Here is a 23,957-nt window from a genome sequence, read left to right as displayed (position 1 = left end):
TCCGCGTTTACTATCGTCGCTTTGTGCCTCGCTTAGGCGCGTGTACGGTGATATCCCGGTTGTTGCCGCCGTCCACATGGACGTTCTTGTCCGTTTCGAAGCCCCGCGCCTCCATATACGAGACCAACAGCGACACAAAGGCGCCTGTCGCTACCTGCAACGCCATGGCCGGGTCGCGCTCGGCGAGTTGCCCATAGAGGTCGCTGACCTGTTCAAGCAGTTCGTCTTCGGTGGTCATTTGCTGTCTCCCGAGAGGATGACGCGAACGGCTACGGGCTCGCCGACCACTGTCATGTCGTTGTGCTTCTGGAGGGCGATATGCAAACTTTGCTTGGCCTCGCGGATTACCTGTTCACGCAGGCTGGCGAACGTCGCGGCCTCGTTCCAGGCGCCGACATGCACCTCGACCTTCAGCGTTACCAGCACGGATGCGGATGTGGGCGTGGTCATGCTGCCTCCCTATCGATGTTGCGATACATGCGGTCAACCGCCTTCTGCCTGGCGTCCAGCTTCCGCGTGCGCGAAATGTGATCTTGCAGGGCCTTGTCGTATGGTTCGATCTCGCGCAGTAGACGAAGCCTTTCGTGGATGTCTTTGCTGGCATTGCATTGGATGGCCAGGGCATCCCGCTTTTTGAGATCCGGTTTTTCCGCATCCCAGCGGGCAAGCTCCGCGTCGTAGTCAGCCATCAGCTTCTGGCTAGCGGTCTTCCAGCGGATGAAAAGCAGGTCTCGGCGATTGATGCGCAGGAAGAGCCCTTTTTCACGCACGAAGGCGATGATTTCTTCCTTCGTGAACTCGTTGAGGATATCGATGCCGGTTGTCATTTCTCACCGCCTTTGCCCTGCTGGGCTGCATTGCGGACCCAGACGCATACCGGCCCCCAGTCTTCGGTGTCATGGATGGACAGGACAAACCAGCCTTCCCCCTCGGGGCGGGGCGGTTCCCATGCGCTGATGTTGGAATCGCCGGCATCGCCCCAGTACGCGACTACGGCCGGGTGGTCCTCGGCTTCGCTTTCGAGATAGGCGACGCGGCACTCCAGCTGCTGCGCATCGAACCATGCGCGAGCTTCCTCGGCTCGATCCTCATCGAAAGACGGGTGCGCCGGGTGTGTCCAGTAGCCGTCGCTGTCGCGTTGGACAGGGGCGGGCTGAAGGGGGGCGGTACGGGGGCGTGATTTCGACGTGTAGCCCTTCCAGGAGTGCCAAGTGAGGCCGCAGGCGCAGACCAGGGCGCCGAGGCCGAGGGCGGCTTTAATCGGCTCCTGCTGGATTGCGGCGGTGATGCCGAAGGCGGCCCAGACGAGGATCGCCATGGGGAGCATCCAGTGGGTGGCGAGGAATTGGCGCATTACTTTCTCCCTTGCTGGGCTGCAATGGCGGCGTCGATACCAGCGTTGATTTCTGTCGCGAGGTCGCGTTCGTCCTGTTCAAGCTCGGTTTCGCGGTCCTCGGGGTCGATCAGACGAGCGCCGCCGTAGCCACCTTCCAATGACAGTTCGATGCTGTAGCCGAAAGGCAACTCGGCGCATGCTCGCCCGATTGCTGCGCCAACCGCCGCGTCCCGCGCGTCACCAGCAGCGGGAGCATGGCGGCGCAAGGCGTTCATCGCTTCGTACAGCAGCAGGGTGGCGGTATCTTCGCGCCCGTACCGTCCGATGTACTGTTCGATGCGTTGCGCGACCTCGGCCGGGGCGCCGTATTCCTGCGCTCGGGTGTGGATCGCCGCATTGTCCTTGGCGTTGGCCTGACCCTGTTCCATGCCTGCGAACCAGCCGGCCTGGTGGTCGGCGGTGTTGCCTGTGCGGGCGAGGGTGTCGTCGGGCACCGCGGGCTGTTCGGGGGCTGCGGGCACGTTCAGGACGGCGGCCATGAGGTTGCCGAGTGCGGCGTCGGGGCTGGTCTTGGGGGCGGGGGTGTTCATGCTTCGCTCCGTTGCTGGGCCGCGTCCACCGCGGCGTTGATTTCGCTGGCGTCCTGCTGCACTTCGTAGGTCTTGCCGCAGAAGGTGCGGACGTAAGCGCGGATGCCGTGCCAGGCGCTGCTGGCACCGGCTTGCTGAATGCTGGCGATGGCGTCGGCGGCCAAGTAGACGGCGGCGCCTCTGGAGTCGGTGAGCTTGATCACGCTGCAGCCCCTTCCTCTTCGCCCAGCACCCAGCGCAGGGCGGCGGCGTAGTCACCCTGGGAGGCTTCCAAGGCGGCCTGGATCTGCTTCCGGGATTTCACGCGGGGGCGCTCGCCCATGACGGCGGCCTGCTTGCGGCTGCGTTCGTGCGCCTTGACGCCCTGGCCGGCCTGGACCAGCTCGGCGACCTTCGTGCGTTGCTCGGCGACAGGCAGCTTGGCAAGTGCCTTGGCGTGCGTGAGGGTGATCTGGCCCGCCTCGACGGCGTTCTGCACGACCTTGGGGCTGTCCAGCAGTGCGAGCGTGTCGCGCACCGTAGCGACGGAGCAGTTGTAGATCACAGCGATCTGGTCTTCGCCTCTCCCGAGGGCAAGGTGCCGGCGCATCTTCTCGGCGCGGCCGAGCGGACTGTCGGCTGTGCGGGCCTCGTTCTCGCTGGCGATGGCGTCCAGAGCCGATTGCCGCTTGCCGGCGTACACAACAGCCGGAATCTGTCTCTCGGGCTCGCCGCGGTGGCGCCGCCATTCGTTGGCGAGTCGGGCCGCCTTGACGCGCTGGCGCCCGAATACCACCTCGGTTTCGCCTGTCTCGGGGTTCTTGGATACGGCGATGGGTTCCAGCACGCCCTGGTAGTCGATATTGCGGGCGAGCGCTTCGTCCACAGGCAGATGTACACGCGCGTCGTAGAGCGGGCTGTTTTCGTCGGTGACGAGGGTCAGTTTGGCGGGGTCGAAGTTGAGCAGGTTGCTTTGGCCTTCAGCGCCATAAACGTCTTTCGATTTTTTTGCCATGGTCTGTTCAGATTGATGTGAGTGGACAAAAGCGGGCTGGCCTGCCTGGCGGGGCGGCTGACACCTTGGGAGGGTTGGGATACGATGCGCAGCCAAAGGAGACGCATCATGGAAGAGCGAAAGTCTGTTTCGTGCGGTGAAGCTTTGACGGCGCTGGGCGTTATCGGCCTGTGCGTAGCCTTTGCATTGCATTACCCGGAAAAATCCGAGGACTGGGCCGCCTGGATGCAGGCATTTGGCTCAGTGGCAGCTATTGCGGGTGCCGGGTGGATTGCCCGCGGGCAGGTCCGTGAGGCGCAGCGCGTGGAGCAAGAGCGGCGCGATGCGGAACAGAAGTCGGGTGCGGAAGCCCGGAAAGAGCAGCTTCAGGCAGTTGCGGTTTTTGTCGAGCAGTTGTTTGCGACTCTTGACAAGACGGCTGTTCATTTGAGCGGTGAGATCATGCCGAATCAAATGACTGGATATTCGAAAACACGCGTCGCCCCGCTCAAAGTTGCTGTGTCAGCCCTAAGCGAGATTCCTCTCCATCAGGTGCCGCAGGCGTATATCGGTCTGCCCGTGCTGAACATCCGTAATTGCGCCGCCCACGTAGTTCAAATCTTGGAGGACACTGCGGGCGATCGCGCGGCTACGGAGGCGGAAAGTGTGCGCCGGTTGAAAAGCGCCGCGGATGCCGTTCTAGAGTATCGAGATAGGGCACGCCGCGACGTGGAGGAGATAAGGCGGCTGACAGCAAAGTACGACGGCACAAATTCGCCAGTCACCTTGGCCCGTCTGCAATAGCTGGTTTCGCGACTTTGCCTTTTCGCCATATGTTGCAGATGGTCTGCGGCGACACGCCGTAGCATTCGGCCAGGTTGTAAGTGGTCAGTCGCCCGCGCGCGCCCTGGATAAATGCGATTTCCTCGGGCTGTATAGGCTCGGCCTTGGGGTCTTCCCAGCGTAGCCGGCGGCGAGGCAAGGGCACGGGCGGAATCCACCCAGCGCGGTCGCGCAGGATGAAGTCAATTCCGTTCATAAGACGCTACGCAGGATCCAGCCCAGCGCCTGCGGGCCAAAGAAGAAGAACGCGGCCAGGCCGGCGGCGGCAGGCCACGCCCACCAAGGGATATCCGCATCCCGGCTCCAGTTGCCTTTGCCGGCGTGGTCACGGCGTGCGACGAAGTCGCCCAGCGTGCGGGCGGCCTTGGCGGCGATGCGCAGGGGGCGGATGCGTGCCGGGGGCGCGCTTGCGCTGATCGTATTCATTGGGTGGCGCTCCAGGGATCGGCCGCGACGTAGCGGCGTGAGAGGTAGTCGCCGAGGGGCGCCAGCACCAGCCGCGCGAACGCGAACAGGCCCAGGCCCCAGGCGAGGGTTTCGATGTAGGTCATGGGGATTTGCGCGGATGCGCGGTGGTGAGGCTTCGGGGAGCGGGTCAGAGGCCCAGTAACTTCAGAAAGTCACTTTCAGCGCCGGTGACGTGGCGGTGCGGCCCGCTCTCCGAAGCCGCCCCGGCGTGCAGGGCAAGGCTTGCGGTGTTACTTGCTGAAGTCGCGGCCGAAGTTGGCAATATCGATCAATTCTTCCAGGAAGCGGATAAGCGCGGCGAACATGGTCGGGCTCCATATGTTGTTAAGAAAGGGGGCAAGTCTTACGTTGCGGCACGGCAATTGCTTCCAGCGTTCCGACCCGGCCAATGGAGGACGGGAAATCGGGAGATGACCATGTTTGCTCACAACAAACGCTTGCAGTACACCGTGCGCGTCGCGCAGACCAACCCAGGGCTGGCCAACCTGTTGGAGCAGTTCGGGGGGCCTCAAGGGGAATTGGCAGCTGCCTGTCGTTACTTCACTCAGGCGCTGGCGGAGGACGACCCGGGACGAAAAGACATGCTGCTTGATATCGCGACCGAGGAACTGAGCCACCTGGAAGTTATCGGTACGTTGGTGGCCATGCTCAACAAGGGCGCGAAGGGCGTACTGGCCGAGGCTACCGAATCCGAAGCCGAGATCTATCGCCGCCTGAACGGGCCGGGCAATGATTCGCACGTGACGCAGGTGTTGTTCGGCGGCGGGCCGGCCCTAGTCAACTCCGGCGGCCAGCTGTGGAATGCCGGCTATATCGATACCATCGGCGACCCTTCTGCGGATCTGCGTTCGAACATCGCCGCCGAGGCGCGGGCCAAGATCATCTATGAACGGCTTATCAACGCCACTGACGATCCGGGCGTCAAAGAAGCGCTGGGCTTTCTCATGACGCGTGAAGTGTCGCATCAGCGTTCTTTCGAGAAGGCGCTGTATTCGATGGAACCGAATTTCCCGCCCGGAAAGCTGCCAGGCGACCCCAGCTTTGCGAACGTCTACTTCAATATGTCGCAGGGCGAGGGCGATATGCGTGGATCGTGGAACAGCGACGAGAACTTCACCTACGTTTCTGAGCGCGATGCGCAATGCGCGATCGACGGAGACGGCCTGGCATCGGTAGGTCTTACCGAGGATGAAACGTTGGCGTTGCAAGCCATGGTCGCCCGTACCGCGTCGGATCCTGCTGCCGACCCGGTGACCGGGACCGAACTTGGCGACGGCAGCGTGGTGACGGATCGCCGCGAGGAATAATTAGATCTGTCACTGCTGCGCACGGCAGGCGCGGTGCCCCAAGCTGCGAAGCTGGAAGGGTACGGCGCCTGCGCCATGATCCGCCTAGCGACTCTTGGAGTTCGCCATGAAAAACAGAAAATTCATGATGTGGCTATTGGTGGCCCTTCTACTCATCGGGCTACTCCTGATGTTTCCGCCCTGGTAGTCCAGGTCGTCATGCGCCGCCGATACCCCGCACGACCTTGCCGGTTCCGCCACAGTTAGGGCAGGGTTTCCGATCGATATTGCCGCTGCCCTGACACGCGGGACATGGTACGTCGCCCGTGCCGGGCGTCCCAGGGGCGGCCTCATCGCCAGGGTTTAGATCGCTAGGCATCGGCACGGGGGACGGCATGCTGGCCTCCATCGGTGGGGTGAAAATTAGCGCTTTGCCAATGCGTCTGGATCATTGGCGCGGGCCAGAAAATGTCGCACCAGGGCGGGAGAATTGTGTTCGAGCCACTGGGCCATGGCCCGTTCTTCGGCCAGAATGCGTTCGCAGACTGCCGCGGTCTCGGTGTCACCGACGAATTCGGCCGCTTCCTTGAGCTGGCTGTAGGCCGCAATCTCCAGGTTTTCGAAGGCGAAGCTGAACATCGCGCCTTTGACTACTTCATCAGAGGCAAATACGCCGGCGAATCCTTGAAAAGTCGCCATGGCCTTGCCCGTCAAGTCTTTGAGCAGCGATGTATCGCCACCGCGGCGCTCAATGCACTGGCGCACCAGACGCTGCTGTTCGCGTGTCTCTTCAACGTGTTGCTGGATGCGTTGGCGAAGGTCTGGGTAGCTCTCGATGCGCGAAAGCATGCTGTTCAGCATGGTTTCCGCTTGCTCCTCCATGGCGTGCGCGTCTCTGAGCCAGTCCAACAAGTGTTCGTTCGCTTGCGAGTTATCTCGTTCCATTGTGATCTCCAGTCGGTCCGCCGTCCCGCGAGTGCGGCAGGCTGGCGGGACTCAGCATCTGGCGTTCCCACCGAATGGCGAGGCAGCGTTTCTAAAGGTCACATCGGGCGCAATTCCAACACTGCCGTCTAGTGCTTAGGCACTGGGCCAGGATGGTGTTTTCATGACCTTTTGGTGGGTGATAGGGTTTGCGCTTGACTCATTCACCGGGAGGAGCGATGAACATTCATGACGCAGACTCTTATATCCGCGCCTACACCGACGCGCTTAGATTCTTGGTGGGCAGTCGGCCCGATGAGCAGGCCCGCCTATTGGCTTGGGTGGAGAAGGAACTAGAGCAATTGCCTGAAGGCTTCGAGGGGTTCCAACGGACCGTAGCCATCAATCCGCATCCACATATTGAGCCGGAAGACCGCGCACGACGAGCGGCCCTTAGGCAGTTGAGAGGCCAATTGCAGACTCACTTTACGGGTGAGCCGTAGAGATTGGTCGGGTGGTGATGCTTCGGTAAGCGCTAACCCGCAGCTCTGGACGAAATCCACACTGGCCGGCTTCCCGGCGCCGCTCCGACGTGCTGGGCATGGCTTTCGGTGCTACTTGCTGAGGTCGCGGCCGAAGTTGGCAACGTCGATCAGTTCTTCCAGGAACCGTATGAAGGCGGCGAGCATGGGGAAGTCTCCAAGGGGATCAGGCAACAGCGCCTGCCGATACCTCGCACGCGGGGCATGAGCTGGAACTGATATCTGGGCCGACTTTCTTGAGGGTCGACATGTGGCTGGTGGATCTCGAATGTGCCCGGCCTGCGTTTCTGATTTAACCTAAGCTGGCCCGGAAAGATTGAGCGATACGCCAAGGAGACCGATATGTCTACTGACTTCGCTAGAGCGATACTTGTCTTTTTGCTGGCTCCGTTTTCCAGCTATATCGTCTGGGTGGGCTACTCGCTGATGTGGTATTGGGACAAGCAGCCGGGTACGGAGCCATGGCTTTCTGCGCTTTTCATGACATTTGTCACCGCTTTCATTTATCTCCCTCTGGCCGTCGTTGTCTTCGGACTATGGGTTTATTGGACTGGGAAGGCCGTGAACACGCTCCCGCGGCTGATAATCAGCGGGTTGGTCTGTGGCGGCCTAGTGGGCCTTGCATTTGCAAGGCTCTATGGCGTGGTTGTGCTATTTCACGGGCTATCCGTCGGTGCCATTGTCGGCACTACGCTGGCGCTGGGCACGCGGCGGGTTCAGCGCCAATACGCCGTGAGGCGTGAGCCGGGCAGTTGAGAATGAAACAATGGCGCACTGGAGCGCGTATGAGTGGAGGTAGAGGGCACCATAGGGCGCAGTTATTCAATTAGCGATGACATTCGCTGGCAATGATGACTGCCCATTTTCCACACTACGCGGGCAAACAAGCTAGATCGTGAGGAACGCATGTACACAGTGACCGTTGTCGGGGATCGACCCGACTTCAGGTGTTTTCTGGACTTGCTTTATGGCCCTGGGCGGGATGTCGATACCGACGGTGATTCGTTTCCCGTGAGCAGCCGCTCGTGGACCTACCTCTACGTGAAAGATCGTGAGAGCGAAGATCCCTGCGTGGAGATCCAGGTTAACGAGGCAGATGGCGCAATATTCAATGTGCAGTCCGAATCATCGAGATTGGAAGAGCTGGCTGCGCTGTACCTGTTCCTGACCTGCGGCGGTTCGATTTCCTTTACAGGTCAGGAGCTTGACGAGGCTTCCGTCCGTTCGTTGTGCGAGAAATATTCCGTCGAGCTTGGCCGAGCAGGCAGCTCCATATGGCAATTGTCGACGGATGAGTCCCCGCGTCCGTAGGGCAATGGGCCAGTCCTAAGCGCTGGGTGGCTTCGGTAAGCGCTGACCCGCAGCGCTGGCCGAAACCCGCTTTTCAGCGGAATCGGGTTGCCGGCATTCCATCCGGCGTGACCGTTTTTGCTCTTGGCCGTCTACGCCTCACCCTGTTGACCGTGTACCGCGCTATGTCGGGCTGGATACGGTAGGGACACCGCGCAGAGCTACGGCCATGCCCGTAGGTGCGATTGAGCCGGGGAACGCCCCACAGGTGGGGCGAGCAACATCGGCGGCAGGTTGTTAAGGAGCGGAACTGGCTGCTGACCCTCTACTAAGCTGGCTTCCGCCTAGGCCGTTCTGCGAGTGGCTGTGCAGCTGTCGAATGAATAGTGCCACTAGTTATTTTTATTGTCAATAGTGCCGCTATTTATTCTGCCGTGAGAAAGCCCGCTCTGGGCGGGCTAGGGGAAGGCGCTCAGTAGGCTGGCGTGGCCCAGAGGGCCACTAGCACTACTAAGAGCCAGATCATGATGCGGGTCATGTGATGCTCCTGTAGCCAGGCTACCGTTCACCTAGTACATGGATAGTCATGATCAATTGGAGATAGTCAGGCTTCGGGCAACAAAAAATCCACCCGGAGGTGGCTGGGATAGGGCTGATGGTTGCTCAGTCCTCTGTATCGGAGTCTTCGTTCCCGGCGGCGGCAAACTGAAACTGAAGCTGTTCCGCCTTGGGAGCGCAAATCTTCAGTCGATGGCCAGCAACGTTACCGTCCAGAGTGATTAGACCGCCAGAGTTACCGCCTTGCCGAGCGCCATCGAACGTATGGAATTCAGTAGCCTCATAATGGACAGCCGTTGCCAGATGGATGGCGTCTGGAACCCTGACATTTTGTAGGACGCCCTTCTTCGCTGCTGCTTTGTGGAAATTGCGTATTTCGCCAGCGAGCGCCATAACTTTGCTGCCCGCCTCCAGTTCGACGATTGATCGCCCTTCGAAGGCCAACTCCAACTGCTTTTTCTGAGCAGCCGTCAGTCTGAGGTCGAGAATTTCAGCTCGCCAAAGTACGGAAATCATGACTATGGCTCGTCCTCGATCAACCATATCGAGGACTTCAGCCAACCCTGCCATTTCTGCGGGATCTTCCCGCTTCTCGCCGGTGATCCATGCGATCAGCGGCGCCGTATCCCAATAGAAGCGCGGTTTACCAGTCGCCATTTCTGACCTTGTTTACGTAGTCCTCTGACTTCATACCGTCGCACGCGCCGGGCGCGAGCCCGCGCAGGCTGGACAGAGAGGGGACCTCAGATCTTTCGGGGAGCACCTCGATGCTGCGGACCTTGATCAGGTGCGGGTGCTTTTCAGCTTTTTTGAAGTGAAGTTCCCCGGAAATGCGGACGGAGCGGTTAATCCCTGCGAGTGCTTCCGCCAACATTCCACTAGGGAAAAAACATTTGACACTGCGCGGCCCAACTATCGGGTACACCTTGAAGTAGTTACGTTGGTTGTGTACATCGATCACGTCCAAACTGCCGACTACAGACCCCTCTTCGACTTGATCAGGCCCGAGTATTTCATCAACTCTGACGTTCAGATTTCGAGGCAAGTCTATTGGCTGGCCATTGTCGAACTGGAGAATGACCTCAGCGACGTGTTTGCGGAGCGGACCCGATAGGGAGCCATAAGACTCCATCAAATCTAGGCTTGCGTCCGTCGGGCGCTTTCCAGAGATCACCTTTCGGATATCCCTGTCTAGCCGCGAGACAACCCGGCGAGCGTAAGAGGGGCCGCTAGTCTTAGAAACCGCCTCCAGCTCAAAGGTTGCCGGGCTATTCATCGTGATTTTCGTTACACGGTAGTACAGGGAAGGGGCCTTGCTGCCCGAAACAGACATGTCGATTTGATTGAGCGTCTGCTTGAGGGCATTCAATTGGTCGATAAGATCACTGAGGCGAAGGCTGTCGCCAGCTTCTTCCCCTTTCATCGTGATCTTGAATTTGCTCGACTTCATGGTGGTCCTCGCCGTCCGTGGCTGTCTCCGATTGTCCTGATCCAGCCGCGGAAGGTCAACCTCTGTCGCCCGTGTCCAGCCCAATCCACATACCCCGCCAACACGCACCCCAACGGCCGGCCGCGACCGGAAGAACCAGGTACATGGCTAGGAGCGTTGGGGGAGTGATGTCACAGCCCCTTCACCCGCTGCCCCGCCTCATCATCCCGCAGCTTGGCCCAGACGAATGGAAGTCACAGTTCGAACCCGCACCAGAAGACTCGCCCTTCGATTCGGTCCCTGCCATTTAAGGGTATGTCTGGATACTCGCTGGCCTTGTCCTTGTTATGCGACCGTGCGAACCATTTGTCGCCTGATTTGATCAACTGCTTGACGTACAGCTCTCCATCGCACCATACGATGAAGAGTTTTCGGTTGACCGGCTCGCGCTTGTTGCGGTTTGCCAACACCACGGCGCCATGGACGATGTGCAGGTCAACCATGCTGTCGCCGTCGACTCGGAAGGCCAAGACGTCGCTCGGCTTTGAGGCGTTCTTTAGGAGCCAGTCCCTCCGAAACATCAGGTCCTTCCCCGACTCCGCGGTAAGAACTAATGCGCCTCTGCCGGCGGATGCCTTGGCGTCAACCATCCGCACAGATGCATGGATAGAGCCTGGGTCTGCTGGTGCTAAGTCGACGCCTACCGCCAGCCCCTCGATTTCGTCAGCCAGCCGGGGGCTGAAGCTCCTTACTGGAACGTTCAAGGCAGTGGCAAAGGCGACGGCCTTTTCCGCGTTCAGTGGAGTGGCGGCGTTAAGGAACTGCCACACGGCTCCCTGCGTTCCGACTCCCGAATCGGCTCCGAAGGCAGCCTGCGATACTTTGACTCGATCCTGATAGATCGTCTTCAATGCAGCCGCTTCCTCCCGATGGACGGGGAGGATCTTGGCTTTGCGGGGTGTCGAACGAGTCATGGGCAGAGAATAGCTACGCTATTAAAGTGTGCAACGAGTGGCGCTATTGACTAGGGCCTTGAACTAGTGGCACTATTTGATGTATGCGACCAATTTCTATCATCCGCCAAAGGCTTGGATTGACCCAAGCGGCACTAGCTGCTGGTTTGGGAATGACCCAGGGGAACATCTACCACTATGAGCGAGGCCAGACGATCCCGCCCGAAGTGGCAGAGCGACTTATTGAGTACGCCAAGACTCTAGGCCTGGATCTCACCTTTGACAACGTCTACCGCGGTCTTCCTGGGGGAGCGGACCAACAGGAGGTGGCGTGATGCCGAATGCGTCATTGGGGCCACGCAAAGGTCACCTTGCAACCGGGGCACTCGAGGTAACGACCACCGCCCAGCATCCCTCTGCGTTGCAGGACGACCTTGTCCTTTCCCGGCCCGTCGAAGCACTTCTGACAGACGTAGTGATCCGGCTCCGAGAGTCCTGGGTCGCCGGTCCCGCCAAGTGCTGGGGTGGGATTCACCCGATAAGCGAATTGGCCGTCACTGATGGCGACAAGCGTGTAGCGGCCGCGTTCTGCGAGGGCTTCTCTAACTTCTCGCAGTTCCTGTGTGGCCTGGAAGTTCTCATGTTGCAGCGCGTTGATGGCAGCGCCGAGTTCGAACAAACGCTGCTGGGCATCGAGCAGCTTTTCGTTCATGGCCCGGACTATGTCCATCGCCTTGGCCTCGTCCCTGATGGACAGCGCACCCTTTCCGAGATCGATGGCGCCATTGATAGCGGTGACTGCACTGCTGATGAGGGAAAAGTCCATGGAAATCACCTCAGATTGGAAGAGAGTTGTGCAAGAGGGCCAGGCGCTGCTCCACCCGTAGATCTAGGGGCGGAGCTTGACGCGACTGTCACCGCGGCTGTCGGTCGGATTCTGCAGAAGCGTCGATTTCCGACATCACCGGGAAGCCTCCAAGAGCTTGCTGGAGCTTCCTCACTACGGAGTACCAGCCTTCCTTCAGTTCGGGAGAGCGATCCAGGGGTGAACCAGGCTCCGCCATCGCCGAGAACACCCGAGATAGTTCCGCCTTCAAGAGATCCGGCTGAGGGTGGGTGAGGGCCATCGCTAGTACCGCCATCGACAGCGCACTGGCCATCCCAAGGGCCATTCGTGCGTCGCTTGTAGAGCCATTTTCCATGGTCAGCCCCCTCCGGATCGGGGCGAATCGGTTGAGTGGAACCTCCGATTCTAAGGGGCTGACCACCCATTTTCAGGAGGGAGCGCATGTGTAGCGAGACGACGCCGGCCCAGCCGGCACCGCAGCCGGTGTTGCCGGCCAAGCAAAGCGACAAGGTCCAGATTGGGCCGCTGGACATTTGAAGTCTGTTCTTCATGTCGCACATCGTAGGGCGGGGGGCGCTACCCCGAAACCCTGATCGCACCTGGATTTCAAGGTAAGACCTGATGACCCATCGTTATACCCAGATTGACCCGCATGACGCGCTGTACATCAGCGTTCAGAAGACGCCCGGTGGCGTTGAAGAGTTGGCGGCGTTCATGACCAACCGCCGCGGCGTGTCGATGCACGCAGAAACCCTGCGCCAGAAGCTGCGCAAGGTGAAGGGCCAATCCATGTCTCTGGACCTGTTCGAACTCGCCACCGAGTGGATGATGGAGAAGCAGGGCGGGGAGGCCTACGCGCGGGATTGGCTGCTGGCGCTGAACCTGCGGCACGGTGTGTCCGCCAACATTCTGCCGCCGGCGCCCCAGCACCCGAACGAGGTCGACGCGGCGCGCCAGAAAGTCATGGAAATGTCCCACCTCAACGGGGAACTGTCGGCAGTGGCGATTGAGGCGCTGTTGGATGGTGATATCTGTGAGGAAGACGCCTCCGCCATCGTGATCGAGTGCCGCAAGATTGTGGAGAAGGCCCAGCGCCTTGAGCGGAACGTAGTGCGCGCCGCAGGCGACAAGGCGAGGGCGGGATGCTGACGCGCGGAGATTCGGGGCGCCCGGTGCGTGCGAGGCGCGCGCCTGCGGCTGGCAAGGGGGCGGCGCTGTCTCGCGTGGCGGCCATGATGTGCGGCAACGCGAAGTTTCAGGAGTGGGTTGTGTCCCGCATCGGCGTCGCCCCGCAGGGCGTGAGCGACAACCAGCACGCGGCGCAGTTCGTGCGCAACGCCTGCGGGATCGAGAGTCGCGCCCAGCTGGACCACAACGCCAGGGCCGCGACATTGTTCCATGAGGCGGTGCGAAAGCCGTTCCTGAAGTGGAGCGGCGTGTATGCGTGACACGTTGCACATGTTCAAGGGCTACCGCGTGCCGCCGGCTACGGTCGAAGCGGTGCGGCAGGCCATTATCGACACGCGCAGCGAGATTGACTTGACCGCATTGCGCGCCCTGGTGCTGCCGGCGTTGGTCGCCGTCGACCCCTGGCCGCGCACCACGCGAGAGGACGCCGCGATTGCCGCGGTCGACGCGTTCCTGTTCGACGCGGTACGCGCCGGCCTGGTCAAGCGCCATTCGAACGGCTGGCGCTTTTCCCATTGGCACCGCGTCAAAAAGCAGCAGGGGGCGGCATGTCGTTGAGCCGCAAGGCGCCATTGCGCCAGAAGACGCCCATGAAGCGTGGCGCGCCCATGCGCCAAGGCGCGGCCCTGAAGTCGCGCGGAAAGCGTATGCCGGCCCGTCGCAGCACGCCGCGTGCCACCAAGACGATGTACCGCAACCGGGCCTTGCTGAATCTGGCCAAGGGCAAGCCCTGCAAGCTCCAGATCCCGGACGTTTGCATTGGTGGCACGCAGACCACAGTCGCCTGCCATTCGAACCAGGCGCGCCACGGCAAGGCCGGTTGGCTGAAGGCGCACGACTGGGCCACCGCCTGGGGCTGCGTCGCGTGCCACGCCTATATCGACCAGAACACCACTGGCGCGAGTTACGACGAAAAGGTGGCCTTGTGGGAAGCGGGATTCGAGCGGACGCGCCTGTCGCTGATCGTGCTTGGCCTGTGGCCCATCGAGGCCGAGATTGGGTATCAATTTTTGTATGGAGAGTCGCCATGAGCGTGAAAGTCATGGGGATGGTGTTTGACCGGTATCCGAACGGTGGCGGGGAAATGATCCTTGCGCTTGCGCTCGCGGACCATTCCAGCGACGACGGGACTGGGATCTACCCCTCGGTCGCGTCCCTGGCTGAGAAGACGCGTCAGTCGGTGCGGGCGGTGCAATACCAGCTGCGCGGCATGGAGAAGGCCGGCTGGCTGATCCTGGTCAACGCGGGCAATGGGGGGCGCAATATGCGCCGTGAGTACCGGATTTCCGAGGCTTGGATAAAGGGTGCAGATTTTGCATCCCTCAAATCGGCCGCGCCCAACCAAGAAAACGGTGCAGATTTTGCACCCGTCGAAGAAGCCGAAAAGGGTGCAAACCACGACACAAAGGGTGCAACTGACGACCTAAAGGGTGCAAACGGCGACACGAAAGGGTGCAACGGGTTGCACCCGCATATAACCGTCATAGAACCGTCAGAACCATCAAGAACCGTCAAAGGCGCGCGCAAGCGCCCGCCGGGGTTTGATCCGATGAGCCTGGAGTTGCCGGACTGGCTCGATGCGGAGCTGTGGGGGCGCTGGGTGCGTCACCGGGTACAGATCCGCAAGCCGTTGACCGAAGAGGCCGCCAAGCAGCAGGTCAAGGACTTGGCGGGCTTCCGCCAACACGGGCACACGCCAGAGAGCGTCATCGCCCACGCCATCGGAAAAAGCTGGCAAGGGCTGTTTGCGCCGAATGGAGTCGTAGTCGGAGCTTCGCCCCGGCCCAGCAAGTTCAACCCCACCGCACACGTAAACCGCAATCGCACCTCAGGAGCAAACGACTATGACGACGGTCGCACAATCGACGGCTAACCGGTCCATGTGGGCCGTGCCGATGGCGAAGCTGGACGGCATTTCCCTGATCGACCATCTGTGGAATCGGCTTTCGGGCACCTACGGTGGGCGCTGGTTGAAAGACTTCCCAGACATGCAGAGCATCGAGAACTGGAAAGATGCCTGGGCGGAAGCGTTCGATGAGGAGCGCTTGACACCGCAGGATGTGGCTGAAGGGCTGCGGACGTGTCGCCGCATGTCGCCCGAATGGCCGCCCAGCGTCGGGGAGTTCATCCGGGCCTGCCGACCGGATCTGGAGCCCGAGGTGGCTTTCCACAAGGCGGCAGCGGGAATGGTCGCTCGCCACAACGGCGAACAGGGCCATTGGCCGCACCCGGCGATTTTCTGGGCGGCGGTGGAAGTGGGGGCGCACGACATGCAGCATTGCTCATACGCCACGATGAAAGCGCGGTGGGATCGGACGTTGAACGAGGTGCTGGCCCGTGGCGAGTGGAAGCCCGTCCCCATTGTCGCCAAGGCCTTGCCTGCTCCGCCCGTGACGGCAGCCAGCCGCGCCCAGGCAGAAGAGCAGATGCGCAAGATCGGCGCGACGGGGATCATGGACCAATCTGGGCGGGATCCGTTGCGTGGCTGGAAGCGCATCATCGCCGAGACGCAGAACCCGAAGGGCCGGCGCTACTCCCCGGGCGTCGTGGCGATGGCGCACAACGCGCTGCGCTTGGGTGCGGGCCTGGGGGCGCTGGCATGAGCGCGCTGTCTCGCAACAAGGGCGCAGCCTACGAGCGCCGTATCTCCAACATGCTGACCGAGGCCACGGGTACGCGTTGGCGCCGCCGGGTCCGAAACCACGAAGGCGACAGCGACGTGGTGGCCGATGATCCGGCGTTCGAACGAATCAGCGTGGAATGCAAGCACGCGAACACGCTTTGCTTGCCCGCCTGGTGGCGCCAGGCCCAGGCGCAGGCTGGCGAAACCCGCATTCCCATGCTGGTCTACAAGCGCACCGGCATGGCGGGCGACCTAGTGATGTTGGACGCCCACGACGTGAACCCGCGCACCTTCCCCGTGCGGGGGCGCTACACGGTCACGCTGGACTGGGCTGCAGCGATGCAATGGATGCGGGAAAAGCTGCCTTCGAAAGTCACTTTTTCTCCGGGCATCTACTGATGCGACCCACCGGATTGTCGGCAGACGACCTCTTGTGGAACTGGGCGCGCTGGTGCTGGTCCGGCCCGACCGTGGGCAACATGGCCCAGTTCATCCCGGAAGAGGATGAATTCCGCCCCATCCTGATCGACCAGGCCGTGGCCGTCGACGGCTTGCACAAGGCGCTGCCGCGGCATGAGGCCATGATCATCATCGCGGAGTATCCCCAGCGGCACGAGCGCTTCGCGGGCTTGGAGTCAGCGACGCGGGCGGAGCGGGCCCGAGACTGGATTAGCAGGATTACCGGACTATATCTAACCCACGCCCAGTACAAGCAGTGCCTGGGCTTCTTCAAAGACAAGGTGCAACGTGAAGTTTGGTAAAGAGGTCATTGAACTTATGGCGGCGTGTCCGGGCCGCGACTTTCGCATGATCGAACTGGTGCGACATGCAACAGGGGGGCGGGAATTGACCACGCGCGAGCGCAACGCAGTGCGCCAGGGCGTGCTACGAGTGGTCCAGGAATTGATCAATATGGGATCCGTGATGCGTCGACCATCGCGGCCCGGCGTTCGCAATTCTGCCTCGTATCGCTGGAACAGTGCGACATGAGGTAGGTGCAGAGTGCGACCGGATACGCGACAATTCAATCCGCCACAACTACGCCCGTAGCAAACTAAAGCCCACATGCTAACGCTGTGGGCTTTCTATTTAAGTCATGTACTTGTACATGGCGCCGCCGATGGCAAGTGCTGCGAGAACGTAAGGCGCCAGCACCTCAAAAGCACCGTGGCTAAAGATCAAATTGTGCAACGTGCTTCGTCCCCACAGACTTACGAATTGCAGAGAATTCAGCGTGATGTTGCTCATTTCGGCATATTCTTCGTTGAAGTCGTCGTTGCCGTAGCGATGCTCGAATTCTCCAGGCTCATCGTCCGACCATTCCGCGCGATAGAACAACGTTCTTCCGACAATAGCTAGATTAGGAACGCCCACGTCCCGCATGCTAAAGCGCCGCAGCCCCGTTCCTTGAGTCGCTTCACTCTTGGCGGCCTTTTCTCGAAGAAGTTTCTGCTCCCTTTCGCGTTGACGCTGATTGCGGATCTTTAATTCTCGACGGCGAGGGTAGAGCTTGGCGTACGTCTGTACGCGACGTTGGTGGTCCTCCCGCCAAGCCGCGCGAGAGCGGATGCGCGCCTCGCTGAAGTGGTATCGCCCTAGTAGATATAGGATAAAAAACACGCATGCCAACCAAACGCGTGGGGTATGAGCTGCGTCGACAGCGCCGAGTCCGCACAGAGATGCGATGGCTGGGAGCCGGTAATCCAGAAAAGAGGCTGCAAGAACAGCCGCGGAGACCGCAACGAGATTGCGGCGAAGTTTGTCTTCGGTGTCGTCCATACGAAATAGATTGACCCGCGTCGCCTCGAGAGCGGGGGGCTGTTATGGCGTAAATGAAGTTACTTGGGTTGCGCCGCGTCGCCGCGGGGCAAGTTTGCGACCACTTTGACGTCGAAAATGGTCTCAATTAGCTCTTTAGGACCGTATTTCGCACCCCAGACAACAATCACGAGCAATACGCCTAGAATCACAGTGGCGATATTCGCCCAGATATTTTGACGCACGGTTTTCCAATAGGGCTGGGCTTCAGAGAGTTTTCTTATCAACTCATCGGAATGGTTCTGAGCCTGCTCTTTTATCTTGTCTTGGTAGTTCGCTTCGGCATCCTCGAGCGCCTGGCTCAGAATGCCTCCCGTAAACGTCGCCAGCACTTTCTCGGCCTCTGCTCTAAGGCCCTCGCGGGAGGCCGGAAGCGAAAAGCTCCTGCGCACCTCAGCTAGCTGTTGTTCGTCCGGGGCGCGGCCGTGGTCCTGAATGAACGATTCAATGTAAGCGACCTTGTTTCTCTTATAAAGCGAATATGCGATAAGTCCGACCAAGTCGTCCTCGCTTTCCAAAAGGAGGCTGTAAATCCTGTCGTGCGCGCGGGGTGCCTCCGATGCGCCTGCTGTCCCCGGCGGCAACGCGGGCTGAACGTCGAACATCTTATTTTTTCTTTTTGGTGGTGTAGTAAAGCCCGGAAAGTGCCCGTTTGGCCGCTTCCTTGAGCTGGTCGGGATTGACGCGAATCACGCCTGTACTTGCGGAGCTTTTGATGACCCAACCTCCGCCGGAGGCTGGGGCTACCGACGATGAGGAGACTGCTCGCTGGTAGCTCGCGCGCACGCGGGCCGCCAAGGCCTCGTCCGCTTGATCAGAAGGTCGCTGTCCCACCGAGCGCCCGTTCACCTTTTTGACGCTGGCGGTGTCTACCGTCTTGGAGACGATCGGCTCTGCCTTAAGGGTGCGGCGCGGGGACTTGGGGATGAGGGGTTTCATACGAGCCTTTATACGATTCCATGCGATTTCGCGCAAATGCTACCCCAATCAGGGCGGGGTCCCCAGGGAAGTCGACGCCTTAAGGGTAATTCGAACCCCGGACGCTCGCTAGTCACGGGGCGTCCGTAGGGGGGTAATAATAATTTCGGCCGGATATCCCGGTATTTCAAGGACTTGCGGCCGGCTGGCGCTGCATGCTGCCCCCCTCCGCCCAGCGGGAGGGGGTTATATGGGCGGGAGGGTGTCATGCTGAAGTTCACTTCGAAGCTGCGCGACGGCGTCGATTACTACGCTGCGATGCGGCGCCAGCTGCCGTATGCCACTTCGGTCGCGCTGAACCGGACCGCAGATGCGGTGCGGCAAGCCCTGGTCCAGCAAACCCAGCAGGTGTTTGACCGGCCTACGCCATACACCTTGAATGCGCTGCGTGTGGTACGCGCGAGCAAAGGGAACCTCGTCGCAACCATTGCATATCGTGATGGAGCCGGCAAGGGCACTTCGGCCGATCGCTACCTGGCGCCGCAGGTGCTTGGCGGTGGACGTAGGCTGAAGCGGTCGGAAAGGGCGTTGCAGCGCGCAGGCCTGCCGGCGGGCATGTTTACTGTCCCGGCTGCAGCTGCTGAACTGGACGCCTACGGCAACATGTCCCGCGGGCAGATTGTTCGGCTTCTGTCCTACTTCGAGGCGTTTGGAGAGCAAGGCTATCGCGCGAACGCCACGGCTCGAAGCCGCGCGCGAACGGCGAACGTCGGCACCTCGCGTGAAGGCTACCGGCGCATCAACGGGGTCCAGTACTTCATTTCGCGGGGTAAGGGGTCGATGAGCGGCCAGCGGCGCCAGGTCCTACCCGCCGGCATTTGGCGCAAGAAAGGTACGCACGGGGCCGATGTGGCGCCAGTCCTGCTGGCGGTAGAGCAGCCCCAGTACACGCCTCGCCTGCCGTTTTACGAGACAGCCGCCGCCGTGTATGGCGAGCGCTTCGATGTGGAGTATTCGACCGCCCTGGACGCTGCATTGGCGACTGCAAGATGATTGACCTGGACAAGAAAACTACGCAAGCAAGGTTCGCGCAGCTGGTCGGGGTCACTCAGCCCGTTATTAGCGGTTTGCTGATGCGTGGGGTGCTCACCAGTGGCGACACGCTGGGAAACTGGCTGTTGGCGTACTGCGGAAATCTTCGGGACGCTGCCGCCGGGCGCAACCGGGACCCCGAATCGAAGGGGTTGGATCCCGCTGAGGAAAAGGCGCGCTTGAACGCTGCTCAGGCTGACAAGGTGGAAATGGAAAACGCCGAGCGTCGCGGCGAACTTGCGCCGGTCTCGGTGCTCGAGGAAGTGCTGGTGCGCGCCGGGACGAAGGTGGCGGCCACGTTCGATGCGATTCCCGGCATTCTCAAGCGCCGCCTGCCGAACCTGACCGACGCGGATCTGACGATTGTTCGCCGCGAGCTGGCCAAGGCGCGCAACGCCGTGGCCGCCCTGTCCTTGGAGGATATTGAATCGGAAGATGATAACGAGGGTGAATGATGCTCGTAGAAGACAACCGCGCGGGAGTTGCCCGCGCGCTTCGTCGCGGGCTCGCATCCTTTGGCGCCCCGGAGCCGATGACGCTTCGGGAATGGGCGGAGCGACATTTCTACCTGTCCGCCGAGTCATCTTACGTCGAGCAGAACTGGGAGGCGTGGCCCTTTCAGCGCGCGATTCTTGCGTGTATCGGTAGCGATGACCTACACGAAGTAGATGTCATCAAGTCGGCCCGGGTCGGCTACACCAAGATCGTGCTCGCCGCGGTCGGGTATTTCGCCGAGCATCGGCGTCGCAATCAGGCACTCTGGCAGCCGACCGACAGCGCGCGGGACGAGTTCGTCAAGACCGAACTAGAGCCCATGCTGCGTGACGTAGAAGTCATGCATCCGATCTTTCCGACCCGGCTGGCGCGCCACAAGGACAACACGCTGCTGGTGAAGAAATTCATCGGGAGTGCGTTGCACCTGCGGGGCGGCCGGGCTGGAGACAACTATCGTCGCTTGTCGGTCAGTGTGGCAATCCTTGACGAATTCAGTTCGTTCGACTCCAACATTGATGGGGAAGGGGACCCGGGCCAATTGGCCGCCAAGCGCCTGGAGGGCGCGACGTTTCCCAAGATGGTGATCGGCTCGACGCCCAAGCTTAAAGAGACATGCCTCATGGAAAAGCGGGCGGCTGGCGCGGATGCGCGGTATGACTACCACATCCGTTGCCCGCACTGCGACGAGCATCACGCGCTCACCTGGGGCGGTAAGGACGAGCCCCACGGCTTCAAATGGCTGAACGATGACCCCGAGACGGTGCGGCATCTGTGTCCGCACTGCGGCACGCTGATCGCCCAGGGCGAGTATCTGGCCGCGGCCGAGGATGGGTTCTGGTACGGGTCCGATGGAACGACTATCGACCGAGATGGAGTTTTCCGCGACGCTGCGGGCGACGTTATCCCGGCGCACAAGCGGGTCGCCTTCCACGTCTGGACCGCCTATAGCCCAATGGTCAGTTGGGCGAAGATCGTCCGGGAGTTCCTGGACGCGTATGCGAAAGCCGAGCAGGGCGACGATGAGCCGCTGAAGACCTTCTGGAATACCACCCTGGGCCAAGCCTGGGAAGGCGAAATCGAGAAGATTGAGGCCGACGAGTTGAAGCGGCGCGCCGAAATTGAGGCGTACCGCTTGCCAGGCCAAGCCGAGAATGTGGTTCCGCTGGGATGCACGTTGCTGCTGGCCGGCTGCGACACGCAGGGCAATCGCGTCGAGGTGGCAGTTTGGGGCTTCGGCCGTGGCTGCGAAATGTGGACTGTCGATCACCAGATTTTCCACGGCAACCCTGCGGAGGACGAGGTCTGGAACAGCGTGGCGGAATACCTGTTTGAGCGCCGGTTCCAGCACGAGGGCGGCCAGCAGATGAGTATCTACGCGACCGCGATCGACTCCGGGGGGCACTATTCGAATGCCGTATACGACTTCGCCCGCCGCAATAAGGCGCGGCGCGTGTACGCGGTGCGCGGGCGCCCATTCGGTGAGAAGGCGATCAAGGATGGCGCTGGCCAGGTCGACATCGACTGGCGCGGCAAGCGCGTAAAGAAGGGCGTAATCCTGTGGCATGTGGGAACCAACCGCGCGAAAGACTTGTTACATAGCCGGCTGGCGATCGAATCTCCCGGGCCCGGATACGTTCACCTGTCCGCGGACCTGTCCGACGAGTGGTTTCGCCAGTTCTCTGGCGAAGTGCGGGTTGCTCGCAAGACGGCTACGGGTGTTCGCACGCTTTGGACGGCGATTCGCAAGCGGGTGGAAACCTGGGACTGCGCTGTGTATGCGCTTTGGGTCGCGGAGCATCTTGGCCTGACCCGCAAAACAGAGGCGTGGTGGGATGCGATGGCGGCCAAGTTGGACGCGTTGCCGCCGCCTGCCGATTCGGTGGAGGCGGATGACGCGCCGCCGCCAGCCGCGCGCGGCAGGCGACCGTCACCAGCGGTCCCGGCCGAGGCGGCGGCCGCCAAGCCCCGGGCGCCGCCTCGGCCGGCCCGGCGCCGATCGTCTTCCTCCAGCTATTTGAAGGCCCGCAGGTAGAGAGGTGCTGCGGGCATAACCTCGGCCATAGAACAGGGCGAAAAAATGGCGTACACCCAAGCCGACCTCGAAAAGCTGGACCGTGCGATCGCGGGCAGCCAGCTTGAGGTCCAGTACGACGGCAAGCGCGTGCGCTTTCGCAGCATCGACGAACTCATGCGAGCGCGAGCGCACGTATCCGCAGAAATCAACAAGGGCAAGCGGCGCCCGCGACAGTTTCGACTACGCAGCGCCGGAAAGGGAATTCGATGAGCTACGCCAAGCACCGCCGGTCCGGCCTTCTGGTGCCGCGGCGTCTGAATGCACAGATGAGTTCCAGCTACGAGAGCGGCAGCGCGACCGGCAGCCGCGCGAAGAACTGGAATCCGTCGGCGGCCGGCCCGAACTCTGCTGCAACGCAGGGACTGCCCCTGCAGCGGCGACGGGCCAGGGACGCGGTCCGCAATGATCCGTGGGCGTCTACCGCCGAGCGCAAGTGGGACAGCAACGCGGTGGGTACGGGCATTCAGCCCTACCCGCAGCACCCCGACAAGTCGGTGCGCAGGCTCTTGAAAGAGCTGTGGGCGGACTGGTGTATAGAGGCGGATGCCGACGGGCGCCTAGATTTCTACGGCATGCAGTCGCTGGCGGACCGATCCATCTTCACTGCGGGGGAAATCTTCTGTCGGTTTCGTCGGCGGCGTCCTTCGGACGGCCTGGTGGTCCCGCTGCAGCTGCAACTGATTGAGGGCGACCAGGTTCCGGTGGAACGCACGTACTCACTGCCCAATGGCGGCGAGGTGGTCAATGGCATCGAATTCGATCCCATCGGCCGGCGGGCAGCCGTTCACATGTGGCGGCGTCACCCCGGCGAGTTCGGGCGGTCCAGCCCTGCGCAGGAGATTGTGTCAGTGCCGGCGGACCAGGTAATCCACGCATACCAGATGCAGCGGCCTGGCCAAGTTCGTGGGGTGCCGGCCCTTGCAACGGTGCTGCTGCGTCTGAAGTCGATCGACAACCTGGATGACGCGGTGATGTACCGCCAGGAGGTGTCCAACCTGTTCGCCGGCTTCATCACCAGGCCGGATCCTGATGAAGATCCGACCAATCCGTTGACGGGCGACCAGGAAGACTATGTCGAGGATGACGACGGAATCCCGTTGGTGTCCATGGAGCCGGGCACGATGCAGGAGCTGGCGCCCGGCGAGCAGGTGACGTTCTCGACGCCGCCCGGGGCCGACAACAACTATGACAGCTTCATGCGGCATCAACTGATGGCGGCTTTCGCCTCTGTCGGGATTCCCTATGAGCTGGCGACAGGAGACCTGCGCAACATCAGCGATCGGGCGCTGCGGGTGCTGGTGAACGAGTTCCACCGTCTGATCGAGCAATACCAGTGGCACTGCCTTATTCATCAATTTTGCCGACCGGTATGGGCGGCATGGATCGATGCGCTGGCGCTGGCCGGCACCATTCCGATGCCGGATTACCACCGGCGTCGCCGCGAGTGGCTGCGCGTCCTCTGGGTTCCGCAGGGCTGGCCGTACTTCCATCCGGTGCAGGACATTGAGGCCAAGAAAATGCAGGTGCGATCTGGCTTCACAAGCCGCTCGGCGGTGATCTTGGCCCAGGGTGATGACCCTGATCAGGTCGCCGCCGACATCGAAGCGGACAACTTGGCGGCGGACGCCGCGCGGGCGGTGTTCGACAGCGATCCGCGGCGGTCTACATCTGCCGGCAAGGCTCTTTCACCGGCCGATGCGGAATAGCAGC

36 protein-coding genes are annotated in these 23,957 nt (G+C 61.3%); 18 read left to right on the top strand and 18 right to left on the bottom strand.

The window, feature by feature from the left end:
• Positions 1-10 precede the first annotated feature (10 nt).
• From AT699_RS19025 to AT699_RS18995, 7 genes are read right to left on the bottom strand one after another with little or no spacing between them, the layout of a single operon-like run.
• Entirely contained in the window at positions 11-238 is a 228-nt protein-coding gene (locus AT699_RS19025) for a hypothetical protein (RefSeq protein ID WP_058207422.1), read from the bottom strand.
• Positions 235-450: a hypothetical protein gene (locus AT699_RS19020; protein ID WP_024069495.1), complete on the bottom strand. Its 216-nt coding sequence runs from the start codon at positions 448-450 to the stop codon at positions 235-237. Before AT699_RS19020 ends, AT699_RS19025 begins: the two co-directional genes overlap by 4 nt.
• Positions 447-827: a hypothetical protein gene (locus AT699_RS19015; protein ID WP_024069494.1), complete on the bottom strand. Its 381-nt coding sequence runs from the start codon at positions 825-827 to the stop codon at positions 447-449. Before AT699_RS19015 ends, AT699_RS19020 begins: the two co-directional genes overlap by 4 nt.
• A complete protein-coding gene (locus tag AT699_RS19010; RefSeq protein WP_197602762.1) occupies positions 824-1,354 on the bottom strand; it encodes a hypothetical protein in 531 nt (176 codons plus the stop codon). The genes AT699_RS19015 and AT699_RS19010 overlap by 4 nt, the downstream gene beginning before the upstream one ends.
• A complete protein-coding gene (locus AT699_RS19005; RefSeq protein ID WP_024069493.1) occupies positions 1,354-1,926 on the bottom strand; it encodes a hypothetical protein in 573 nt (190 codons plus the stop codon). Before AT699_RS19005 ends, AT699_RS19010 begins: the two co-directional genes overlap by 1 nt.
• On the bottom strand, positions 1,923-2,129 hold the full coding sequence (locus AT699_RS19000) for a hypothetical protein (RefSeq protein ID WP_024069492.1): 207 nt from the start codon (positions 2,127-2,129) through the stop codon (positions 1,923-1,925). Before AT699_RS19000 ends, AT699_RS19005 begins: the two co-directional genes overlap by 4 nt.
• A complete protein-coding gene (locus tag AT699_RS18995; RefSeq protein ID WP_024069491.1) occupies positions 2,126-2,920 on the bottom strand; it encodes a ParB/RepB/Spo0J family partition protein in 795 nt (264 codons plus the stop codon). Before AT699_RS18995 ends, AT699_RS19000 begins: the two co-directional genes overlap by 4 nt.
• 108 nt (positions 2,921-3,028) lie before the next feature.
• On the opposite strand from AT699_RS18995, the gene AT699_RS18990 reads away from it, so the two are divergent.
• Complete coding sequence (locus tag AT699_RS18990; protein ID WP_058207421.1) at positions 3,029-3,703, top strand: hypothetical protein; 675 nt, start codon at positions 3,029-3,031, stop codon at positions 3,701-3,703.
• 231 nt (positions 3,704-3,934) lie between these two features.
• Here the strand turns inward: AT699_RS18990 and AT699_RS18985 are convergent, their stop codons facing one another.
• Positions 3,935-4,168, bottom strand: a complete 234-nt coding sequence (locus AT699_RS18985; protein WP_024069490.1) for a hypothetical protein — start codon at positions 4,166-4,168, stop codon at positions 3,935-3,937.
• Positions 4,165-4,293, bottom strand: coding sequence for a hypothetical protein (locus AT699_RS32390; RefSeq protein ID WP_024069489.1), 129 nt, complete (start codon positions 4,291-4,293; stop codon positions 4,165-4,167). Before AT699_RS32390 ends, AT699_RS18985 begins: the two co-directional genes overlap by 4 nt.
• A gap of 333 nt (positions 4,294-4,626) precedes the next feature.
• Here AT699_RS32390 and AT699_RS18980 point away from each other — a divergent pair, with 333 nt between their 5' ends.
• The gene (locus tag AT699_RS18980) at positions 4,627-5,517 is read left to right on the top strand and encodes a manganese catalase family protein (protein WP_024069487.1); all 891 of its coding nucleotides are present in this window, start codon (positions 4,627-4,629) and stop codon (positions 5,515-5,517) included.
• A 402-nt stretch (positions 5,518-5,919) separates the two neighbouring features.
• Here AT699_RS18980 and AT699_RS18975 read toward each other — a convergent pair whose 3' ends face one another.
• Complete coding sequence (locus AT699_RS18975) at positions 5,920-6,441, bottom strand: ferritin-like domain-containing protein (protein WP_058207420.1); 522 nt, start codon at positions 6,439-6,441, stop codon at positions 5,920-5,922.
• Positions 6,442-7,304: 863 nt separating this feature from the next.
• On the opposite strand from AT699_RS18975, the gene AT699_RS18970 reads away from it, so the two are divergent.
• Together AT699_RS18970 and AT699_RS18965 are read left to right on the top strand one after the other, a co-directional pair.
• A complete protein-coding gene (locus tag AT699_RS18970; RefSeq protein ID WP_058207419.1) occupies positions 7,305-7,718 on the top strand; it encodes a hypothetical protein in 414 nt (137 codons plus the stop codon).
• A gap of 150 nt (positions 7,719-7,868) precedes the next feature.
• A complete protein-coding gene (locus AT699_RS18965; protein ID WP_058207418.1) occupies positions 7,869-8,273 on the top strand; it encodes a hypothetical protein in 405 nt (134 codons plus the stop codon).
• Positions 8,274-8,915: 642 nt separating this feature from the next.
• On the opposite strand, the gene AT699_RS18960 is transcribed toward AT699_RS18965, so the two are convergent.
• From AT699_RS18960 to AT699_RS18950, 3 genes are all read right to left on the bottom strand, one after another.
• On the bottom strand, positions 8,916-9,467 hold the full coding sequence (locus tag AT699_RS18960) for a type II toxin-antitoxin system VapC family toxin (protein ID WP_058207417.1): 552 nt from the start codon (positions 9,465-9,467) through the stop codon (positions 8,916-8,918).
• A complete protein-coding gene (locus tag AT699_RS18955; RefSeq protein ID WP_058207416.1) occupies positions 9,454-10,260 on the bottom strand; it encodes a hypothetical protein in 807 nt (268 codons plus the stop codon). Before AT699_RS18955 ends, AT699_RS18960 begins: the two co-directional genes overlap by 14 nt.
• 233 nt (positions 10,261-10,493) lie before the next feature.
• Positions 10,494-11,150 (bottom strand): S24 family peptidase, encoded by a 657-nt coding sequence (locus AT699_RS18950; RefSeq protein ID WP_058207415.1) that lies wholly within the window; start codon positions 11,148-11,150, stop codon positions 10,494-10,496.
• A 146-nt stretch (positions 11,151-11,296) separates the two neighbouring features.
• Between AT699_RS18950 and AT699_RS18945 the strand changes: the two genes are divergently transcribed.
• Positions 11,297-11,527, top strand: a complete 231-nt coding sequence (locus AT699_RS18945) for a helix-turn-helix domain-containing protein (protein WP_058207414.1) — start codon at positions 11,297-11,299, stop codon at positions 11,525-11,527.
• An 11-nt stretch (positions 11,528-11,538) separates the two neighbouring features.
• Here AT699_RS18945 and AT699_RS18940 read toward each other — a convergent pair whose 3' ends face one another.
• Both AT699_RS18940 and AT699_RS18935 read right to left on the bottom strand, forming a co-directional pair.
• Positions 11,539-12,018 (bottom strand): hypothetical protein, encoded by a 480-nt coding sequence (locus AT699_RS18940; RefSeq protein WP_058207413.1) that lies wholly within the window; start codon positions 12,016-12,018, stop codon positions 11,539-11,541.
• 88 nt (positions 12,019-12,106) lie between these two features.
• Positions 12,107-12,394 carry a hypothetical protein gene (locus AT699_RS18935; RefSeq protein ID WP_145964693.1) on the bottom strand — a complete coding sequence of 96 codons (288 nt, stop codon included), beginning with the start codon at positions 12,392-12,394 and terminating at the stop codon, positions 12,107-12,109.
• Positions 12,395-12,660: 266 nt separating this feature from the next.
• Here AT699_RS18935 and AT699_RS18930 point away from each other — a divergent pair, with 266 nt between their 5' ends.
• The 8 genes from AT699_RS18930 to AT699_RS18895 all read left to right on the top strand — a co-directional run bounded on the left by AT699_RS18930 (position 12,661) and on the right by AT699_RS18895 (position 16,611).
• Complete coding sequence (locus tag AT699_RS18930) at positions 12,661-13,188, top strand: phage regulatory CII family protein (RefSeq protein WP_024069484.1); 528 nt, start codon at positions 12,661-12,663, stop codon at positions 13,186-13,188.
• Positions 13,182-13,487, top strand: a complete 306-nt coding sequence (locus AT699_RS18925) for a hypothetical protein (RefSeq protein WP_058207411.1) — start codon at positions 13,182-13,184, stop codon at positions 13,485-13,487. The genes AT699_RS18930 and AT699_RS18925 overlap by 7 nt, the downstream gene beginning before the upstream one ends.
• Positions 13,480-13,785, top strand: a complete 306-nt coding sequence (locus AT699_RS18920) for a hypothetical protein (protein WP_024069482.1) — start codon at positions 13,480-13,482, stop codon at positions 13,783-13,785. The genes AT699_RS18925 and AT699_RS18920 overlap by 8 nt, the downstream gene beginning before the upstream one ends.
• Complete coding sequence (locus AT699_RS18915) at positions 13,776-14,258, top strand: nuclease domain-containing protein (protein WP_058207410.1); 483 nt, start codon at positions 13,776-13,778, stop codon at positions 14,256-14,258. Before AT699_RS18920 ends, AT699_RS18915 begins: the two co-directional genes overlap by 10 nt.
• Positions 14,255-15,100 carry a helix-turn-helix domain-containing protein gene (locus AT699_RS18910; protein WP_024069479.1) on the top strand — a complete coding sequence of 282 codons (846 nt, stop codon included), beginning with the start codon at positions 14,255-14,257 and terminating at the stop codon, positions 15,098-15,100. The genes AT699_RS18915 and AT699_RS18910 overlap by 4 nt, the downstream gene beginning before the upstream one ends.
• Positions 15,072-15,830 carry a replication protein P gene (locus tag AT699_RS18905; protein ID WP_145964692.1) on the top strand — a complete coding sequence of 253 codons (759 nt, stop codon included), beginning with the start codon at positions 15,072-15,074 and terminating at the stop codon, positions 15,828-15,830. Before AT699_RS18910 ends, AT699_RS18905 begins: the two co-directional genes overlap by 29 nt.
• Entirely contained in the window at positions 15,827-16,249 is a 423-nt protein-coding gene (locus AT699_RS18900) for a putative PDDEXK endonuclease (RefSeq protein WP_024069477.1), read from the top strand. Before AT699_RS18905 ends, AT699_RS18900 begins: the two co-directional genes overlap by 4 nt.
• Positions 16,250-16,329: 80 nt before the next feature.
• A complete protein-coding gene (locus tag AT699_RS18895; RefSeq protein WP_232254213.1) occupies positions 16,330-16,611 on the top strand; it encodes a hypothetical protein in 282 nt (93 codons plus the stop codon).
• 328 nt (positions 16,612-16,939) lie between these two features.
• Here the strand turns inward: AT699_RS18895 and AT699_RS31650 are convergent, their stop codons facing one another.
• The 3 genes from AT699_RS31650 to AT699_RS31645 are packed head-to-tail and all read right to left on the bottom strand — an operon-like array spanning position 16,940 to position 18,607.
• Complete coding sequence (locus AT699_RS31650) at positions 16,940-17,629, bottom strand: hypothetical protein (protein ID WP_145964691.1); 690 nt, start codon at positions 17,627-17,629, stop codon at positions 16,940-16,942.
• 59 nt (positions 17,630-17,688) lie between these two features.
• Positions 17,689-18,273 (bottom strand): hypothetical protein, encoded by a 585-nt coding sequence (locus AT699_RS18885; RefSeq protein ID WP_058207406.1) that lies wholly within the window; start codon positions 18,271-18,273, stop codon positions 17,689-17,691.
• A gap of 1 nt (position 18,274) precedes the next feature.
• Positions 18,275-18,607 (bottom strand): hypothetical protein, encoded by a 333-nt coding sequence (locus tag AT699_RS31645; protein WP_145964690.1) that lies wholly within the window; start codon positions 18,605-18,607, stop codon positions 18,275-18,277.
• A gap of 246 nt (positions 18,608-18,853) precedes the next feature.
• On the opposite strand from AT699_RS31645, the gene AT699_RS18880 reads away from it, so the two are divergent.
• From AT699_RS18880 to AT699_RS18860, 5 genes are read left to right on the top strand one after another with little or no spacing between them, the layout of a single operon-like run.
• Positions 18,854-19,639, top strand: coding sequence for a hypothetical protein (locus AT699_RS18880; protein ID WP_024069474.1), 786 nt, complete (start codon positions 18,854-18,856; stop codon positions 19,637-19,639).
• Positions 19,636-20,133, top strand: a complete 498-nt coding sequence (locus AT699_RS18875; RefSeq protein ID WP_006387630.1) for a terminase small subunit — start codon at positions 19,636-19,638, stop codon at positions 20,131-20,133. Before AT699_RS18880 ends, AT699_RS18875 begins: the two co-directional genes overlap by 4 nt.
• Positions 20,130-22,205 carry a phage terminase large subunit family protein gene (locus AT699_RS18870; RefSeq protein WP_058207405.1) on the top strand — a complete coding sequence of 692 codons (2,076 nt, stop codon included), beginning with the start codon at positions 20,130-20,132 and terminating at the stop codon, positions 22,203-22,205. Before AT699_RS18875 ends, AT699_RS18870 begins: the two co-directional genes overlap by 4 nt.
• Positions 22,206-22,250: 45 nt before the next feature.
• Complete coding sequence (locus tag AT699_RS18865; protein WP_020928369.1) at positions 22,251-22,457, top strand: phage head-tail joining protein; 207 nt, start codon at positions 22,251-22,253, stop codon at positions 22,455-22,457.
• Positions 22,454-23,953: a phage portal protein gene (locus tag AT699_RS18860; RefSeq protein ID WP_058207404.1), complete on the top strand. Its 1,500-nt coding sequence runs from the start codon at positions 22,454-22,456 to the stop codon at positions 23,951-23,953. The genes AT699_RS18865 and AT699_RS18860 overlap by 4 nt, the downstream gene beginning before the upstream one ends.
• Positions 23,954-23,957: the final 4 nt, after the last annotated feature.

This window comes from Achromobacter xylosoxidans, from assembly GCF_001457475.1.
GTDB classification, from domain to species: Bacteria; Pseudomonadota; Gammaproteobacteria; order Burkholderiales; family Burkholderiaceae_B; genus Achromobacter; species Achromobacter xylosoxidans.
The sequence above is the reverse complement of the archived record's forward strand: the minus strand, read 5'-3'. Positions and strand labels throughout refer to the sequence as shown.

What these genes read in the sequence shown, in the direction of transcription:
- AT699_RS18915 (WP_058207410.1), top strand. Translation starts at nt 13,776, where the DNA reads ATGTCGTTGAGCCGCAAGGCGCCATTGCGCCAGAAGACGCCCATGAAG.
- AT699_RS31645 (WP_145964690.1), bottom strand. Translation starts at nt 18,607, where the DNA reads ATGAAACCCCTCATCCCCAAGTCCCCGCGCCGCACCCTTAAGGCAGAG.
- AT699_RS18930 (WP_024069484.1), top strand. Translation starts at nt 12,661, where the DNA reads ATGACCCATCGTTATACCCAGATTGACCCGCATGACGCGCTGTACATC.
- AT699_RS18980 (WP_024069487.1), top strand. Translation starts at nt 4,627, where the DNA reads ATGTTTGCTCACAACAAACGCTTGCAGTACACCGTGCGCGTCGCGCAG.
- AT699_RS18910 (WP_024069479.1), top strand. Translation starts at nt 14,255, where the DNA reads ATGAGCGTGAAAGTCATGGGGATGGTGTTTGACCGGTATCCGAACGGT.
- AT699_RS31650 (WP_145964691.1), bottom strand. Translation starts at nt 17,629, where the DNA reads ATGGACGACACCGAAGACAAACTTCGCCGCAATCTCGTTGCGGTCTCC.
- AT699_RS18885 (WP_058207406.1), bottom strand. Translation starts at nt 18,273, where the DNA reads ATGTTCGACGTTCAGCCCGCGTTGCCGCCGGGGACAGCAGGCGCATCG.
- AT699_RS18970 (WP_058207419.1), top strand. Translation starts at nt 7,305, where the DNA reads ATGTCTACTGACTTCGCTAGAGCGATACTTGTCTTTTTGCTGGCTCCG.
- AT699_RS18925 (WP_058207411.1), top strand. Translation starts at nt 13,182, where the DNA reads ATGCTGACGCGCGGAGATTCGGGGCGCCCGGTGCGTGCGAGGCGCGCG.
- AT699_RS18865 (WP_020928369.1), top strand. Translation starts at nt 22,251, where the DNA reads ATGGCGTACACCCAAGCCGACCTCGAAAAGCTGGACCGTGCGATCGCG.
- AT699_RS18975 (WP_058207420.1), bottom strand. Translation starts at nt 6,441, where the DNA reads ATGGAACGAGATAACTCGCAAGCGAACGAACACTTGTTGGACTGGCTC.
- AT699_RS18935 (WP_145964693.1), bottom strand. Translation starts at nt 12,394, where the DNA reads ATGGAAAATGGCTCTACAAGCGACGCACGAATGGCCCTTGGGATGGCC.
- AT699_RS18965 (WP_058207418.1), top strand. Translation starts at nt 7,869, where the DNA reads ATGTACACAGTGACCGTTGTCGGGGATCGACCCGACTTCAGGTGTTTT.
- AT699_RS18960 (WP_058207417.1), bottom strand. Translation starts at nt 9,467, where the DNA reads ATGGCGACTGGTAAACCGCGCTTCTATTGGGATACGGCGCCGCTGATC.
- AT699_RS19005 (WP_024069493.1), bottom strand. Translation starts at nt 1,926, where the DNA reads ATGAACACCCCCGCCCCCAAGACCAGCCCCGACGCCGCACTCGGCAAC.
- AT699_RS18860 (WP_058207404.1), top strand. Translation starts at nt 22,454, where the DNA reads ATGAGCTACGCCAAGCACCGCCGGTCCGGCCTTCTGGTGCCGCGGCGT.
- AT699_RS19020 (WP_024069495.1), bottom strand. Translation starts at nt 450, where the DNA reads ATGACCACGCCCACATCCGCATCCGTGCTGGTAACGCTGAAGGTCGAG.
- AT699_RS32390 (WP_024069489.1), bottom strand. Translation starts at nt 4,293, where the DNA reads ATGACCTACATCGAAACCCTCGCCTGGGGCCTGGGCCTGTTCGCGTTC.
- AT699_RS18990 (WP_058207421.1), top strand. Translation starts at nt 3,029, where the DNA reads ATGGAAGAGCGAAAGTCTGTTTCGTGCGGTGAAGCTTTGACGGCGCTG.
- AT699_RS18940 (WP_058207413.1), bottom strand. Translation starts at nt 12,018, where the DNA reads ATGGACTTTTCCCTCATCAGCAGTGCAGTCACCGCTATCAATGGCGCC.
- AT699_RS18985 (WP_024069490.1), bottom strand. Translation starts at nt 4,168, where the DNA reads ATGAATACGATCAGCGCAAGCGCGCCCCCGGCACGCATCCGCCCCCTG.
- AT699_RS18895 (WP_232254213.1), top strand. Translation starts at nt 16,330, where the DNA reads ATGGCCCAGTTCATCCCGGAAGAGGATGAATTCCGCCCCATCCTGATC.
- AT699_RS19010 (WP_197602762.1), bottom strand. Translation starts at nt 1,354, where the DNA reads ATGCGCCAATTCCTCGCCACCCACTGGATGCTCCCCATGGCGATCCTC.
- AT699_RS18955 (WP_058207416.1), bottom strand. Translation starts at nt 10,260, where the DNA reads ATGAAGTCGAGCAAATTCAAGATCACGATGAAAGGGGAAGAAGCTGGC.
- AT699_RS18870 (WP_058207405.1), top strand. Translation starts at nt 20,130, where the DNA reads ATGATGCTCGTAGAAGACAACCGCGCGGGAGTTGCCCGCGCGCTTCGT.
- AT699_RS18995 (WP_024069491.1), bottom strand. Translation starts at nt 2,920, where the DNA reads ATGGCAAAAAAATCGAAAGACGTTTATGGCGCTGAAGGCCAAAGCAAC.
- AT699_RS18920 (WP_024069482.1), top strand. Translation starts at nt 13,480, where the DNA reads ATGCGTGACACGTTGCACATGTTCAAGGGCTACCGCGTGCCGCCGGCT.
- AT699_RS18900 (WP_024069477.1), top strand. Translation starts at nt 15,827, where the DNA reads ATGAGCGCGCTGTCTCGCAACAAGGGCGCAGCCTACGAGCGCCGTATC.
- AT699_RS19025 (WP_058207422.1), bottom strand. Translation starts at nt 238, where the DNA reads ATGACCACCGAAGACGAACTGCTTGAACAGGTCAGCGACCTCTATGGG.
- AT699_RS18905 (WP_145964692.1), top strand. Translation starts at nt 15,072, where the DNA reads ATGACGACGGTCGCACAATCGACGGCTAACCGGTCCATGTGGGCCGTG.
- AT699_RS19015 (WP_024069494.1), bottom strand. Translation starts at nt 827, where the DNA reads ATGACAACCGGCATCGATATCCTCAACGAGTTCACGAAGGAAGAAATC.
- AT699_RS18945 (WP_058207414.1), top strand. Translation starts at nt 11,297, where the DNA reads ATGCGACCAATTTCTATCATCCGCCAAAGGCTTGGATTGACCCAAGCG.
- AT699_RS18875 (WP_006387630.1), top strand. Translation starts at nt 19,636, where the DNA reads ATGATTGACCTGGACAAGAAAACTACGCAAGCAAGGTTCGCGCAGCTG.
- AT699_RS18880 (WP_024069474.1), top strand. Translation starts at nt 18,854, where the DNA reads ATGCTGAAGTTCACTTCGAAGCTGCGCGACGGCGTCGATTACTACGCT.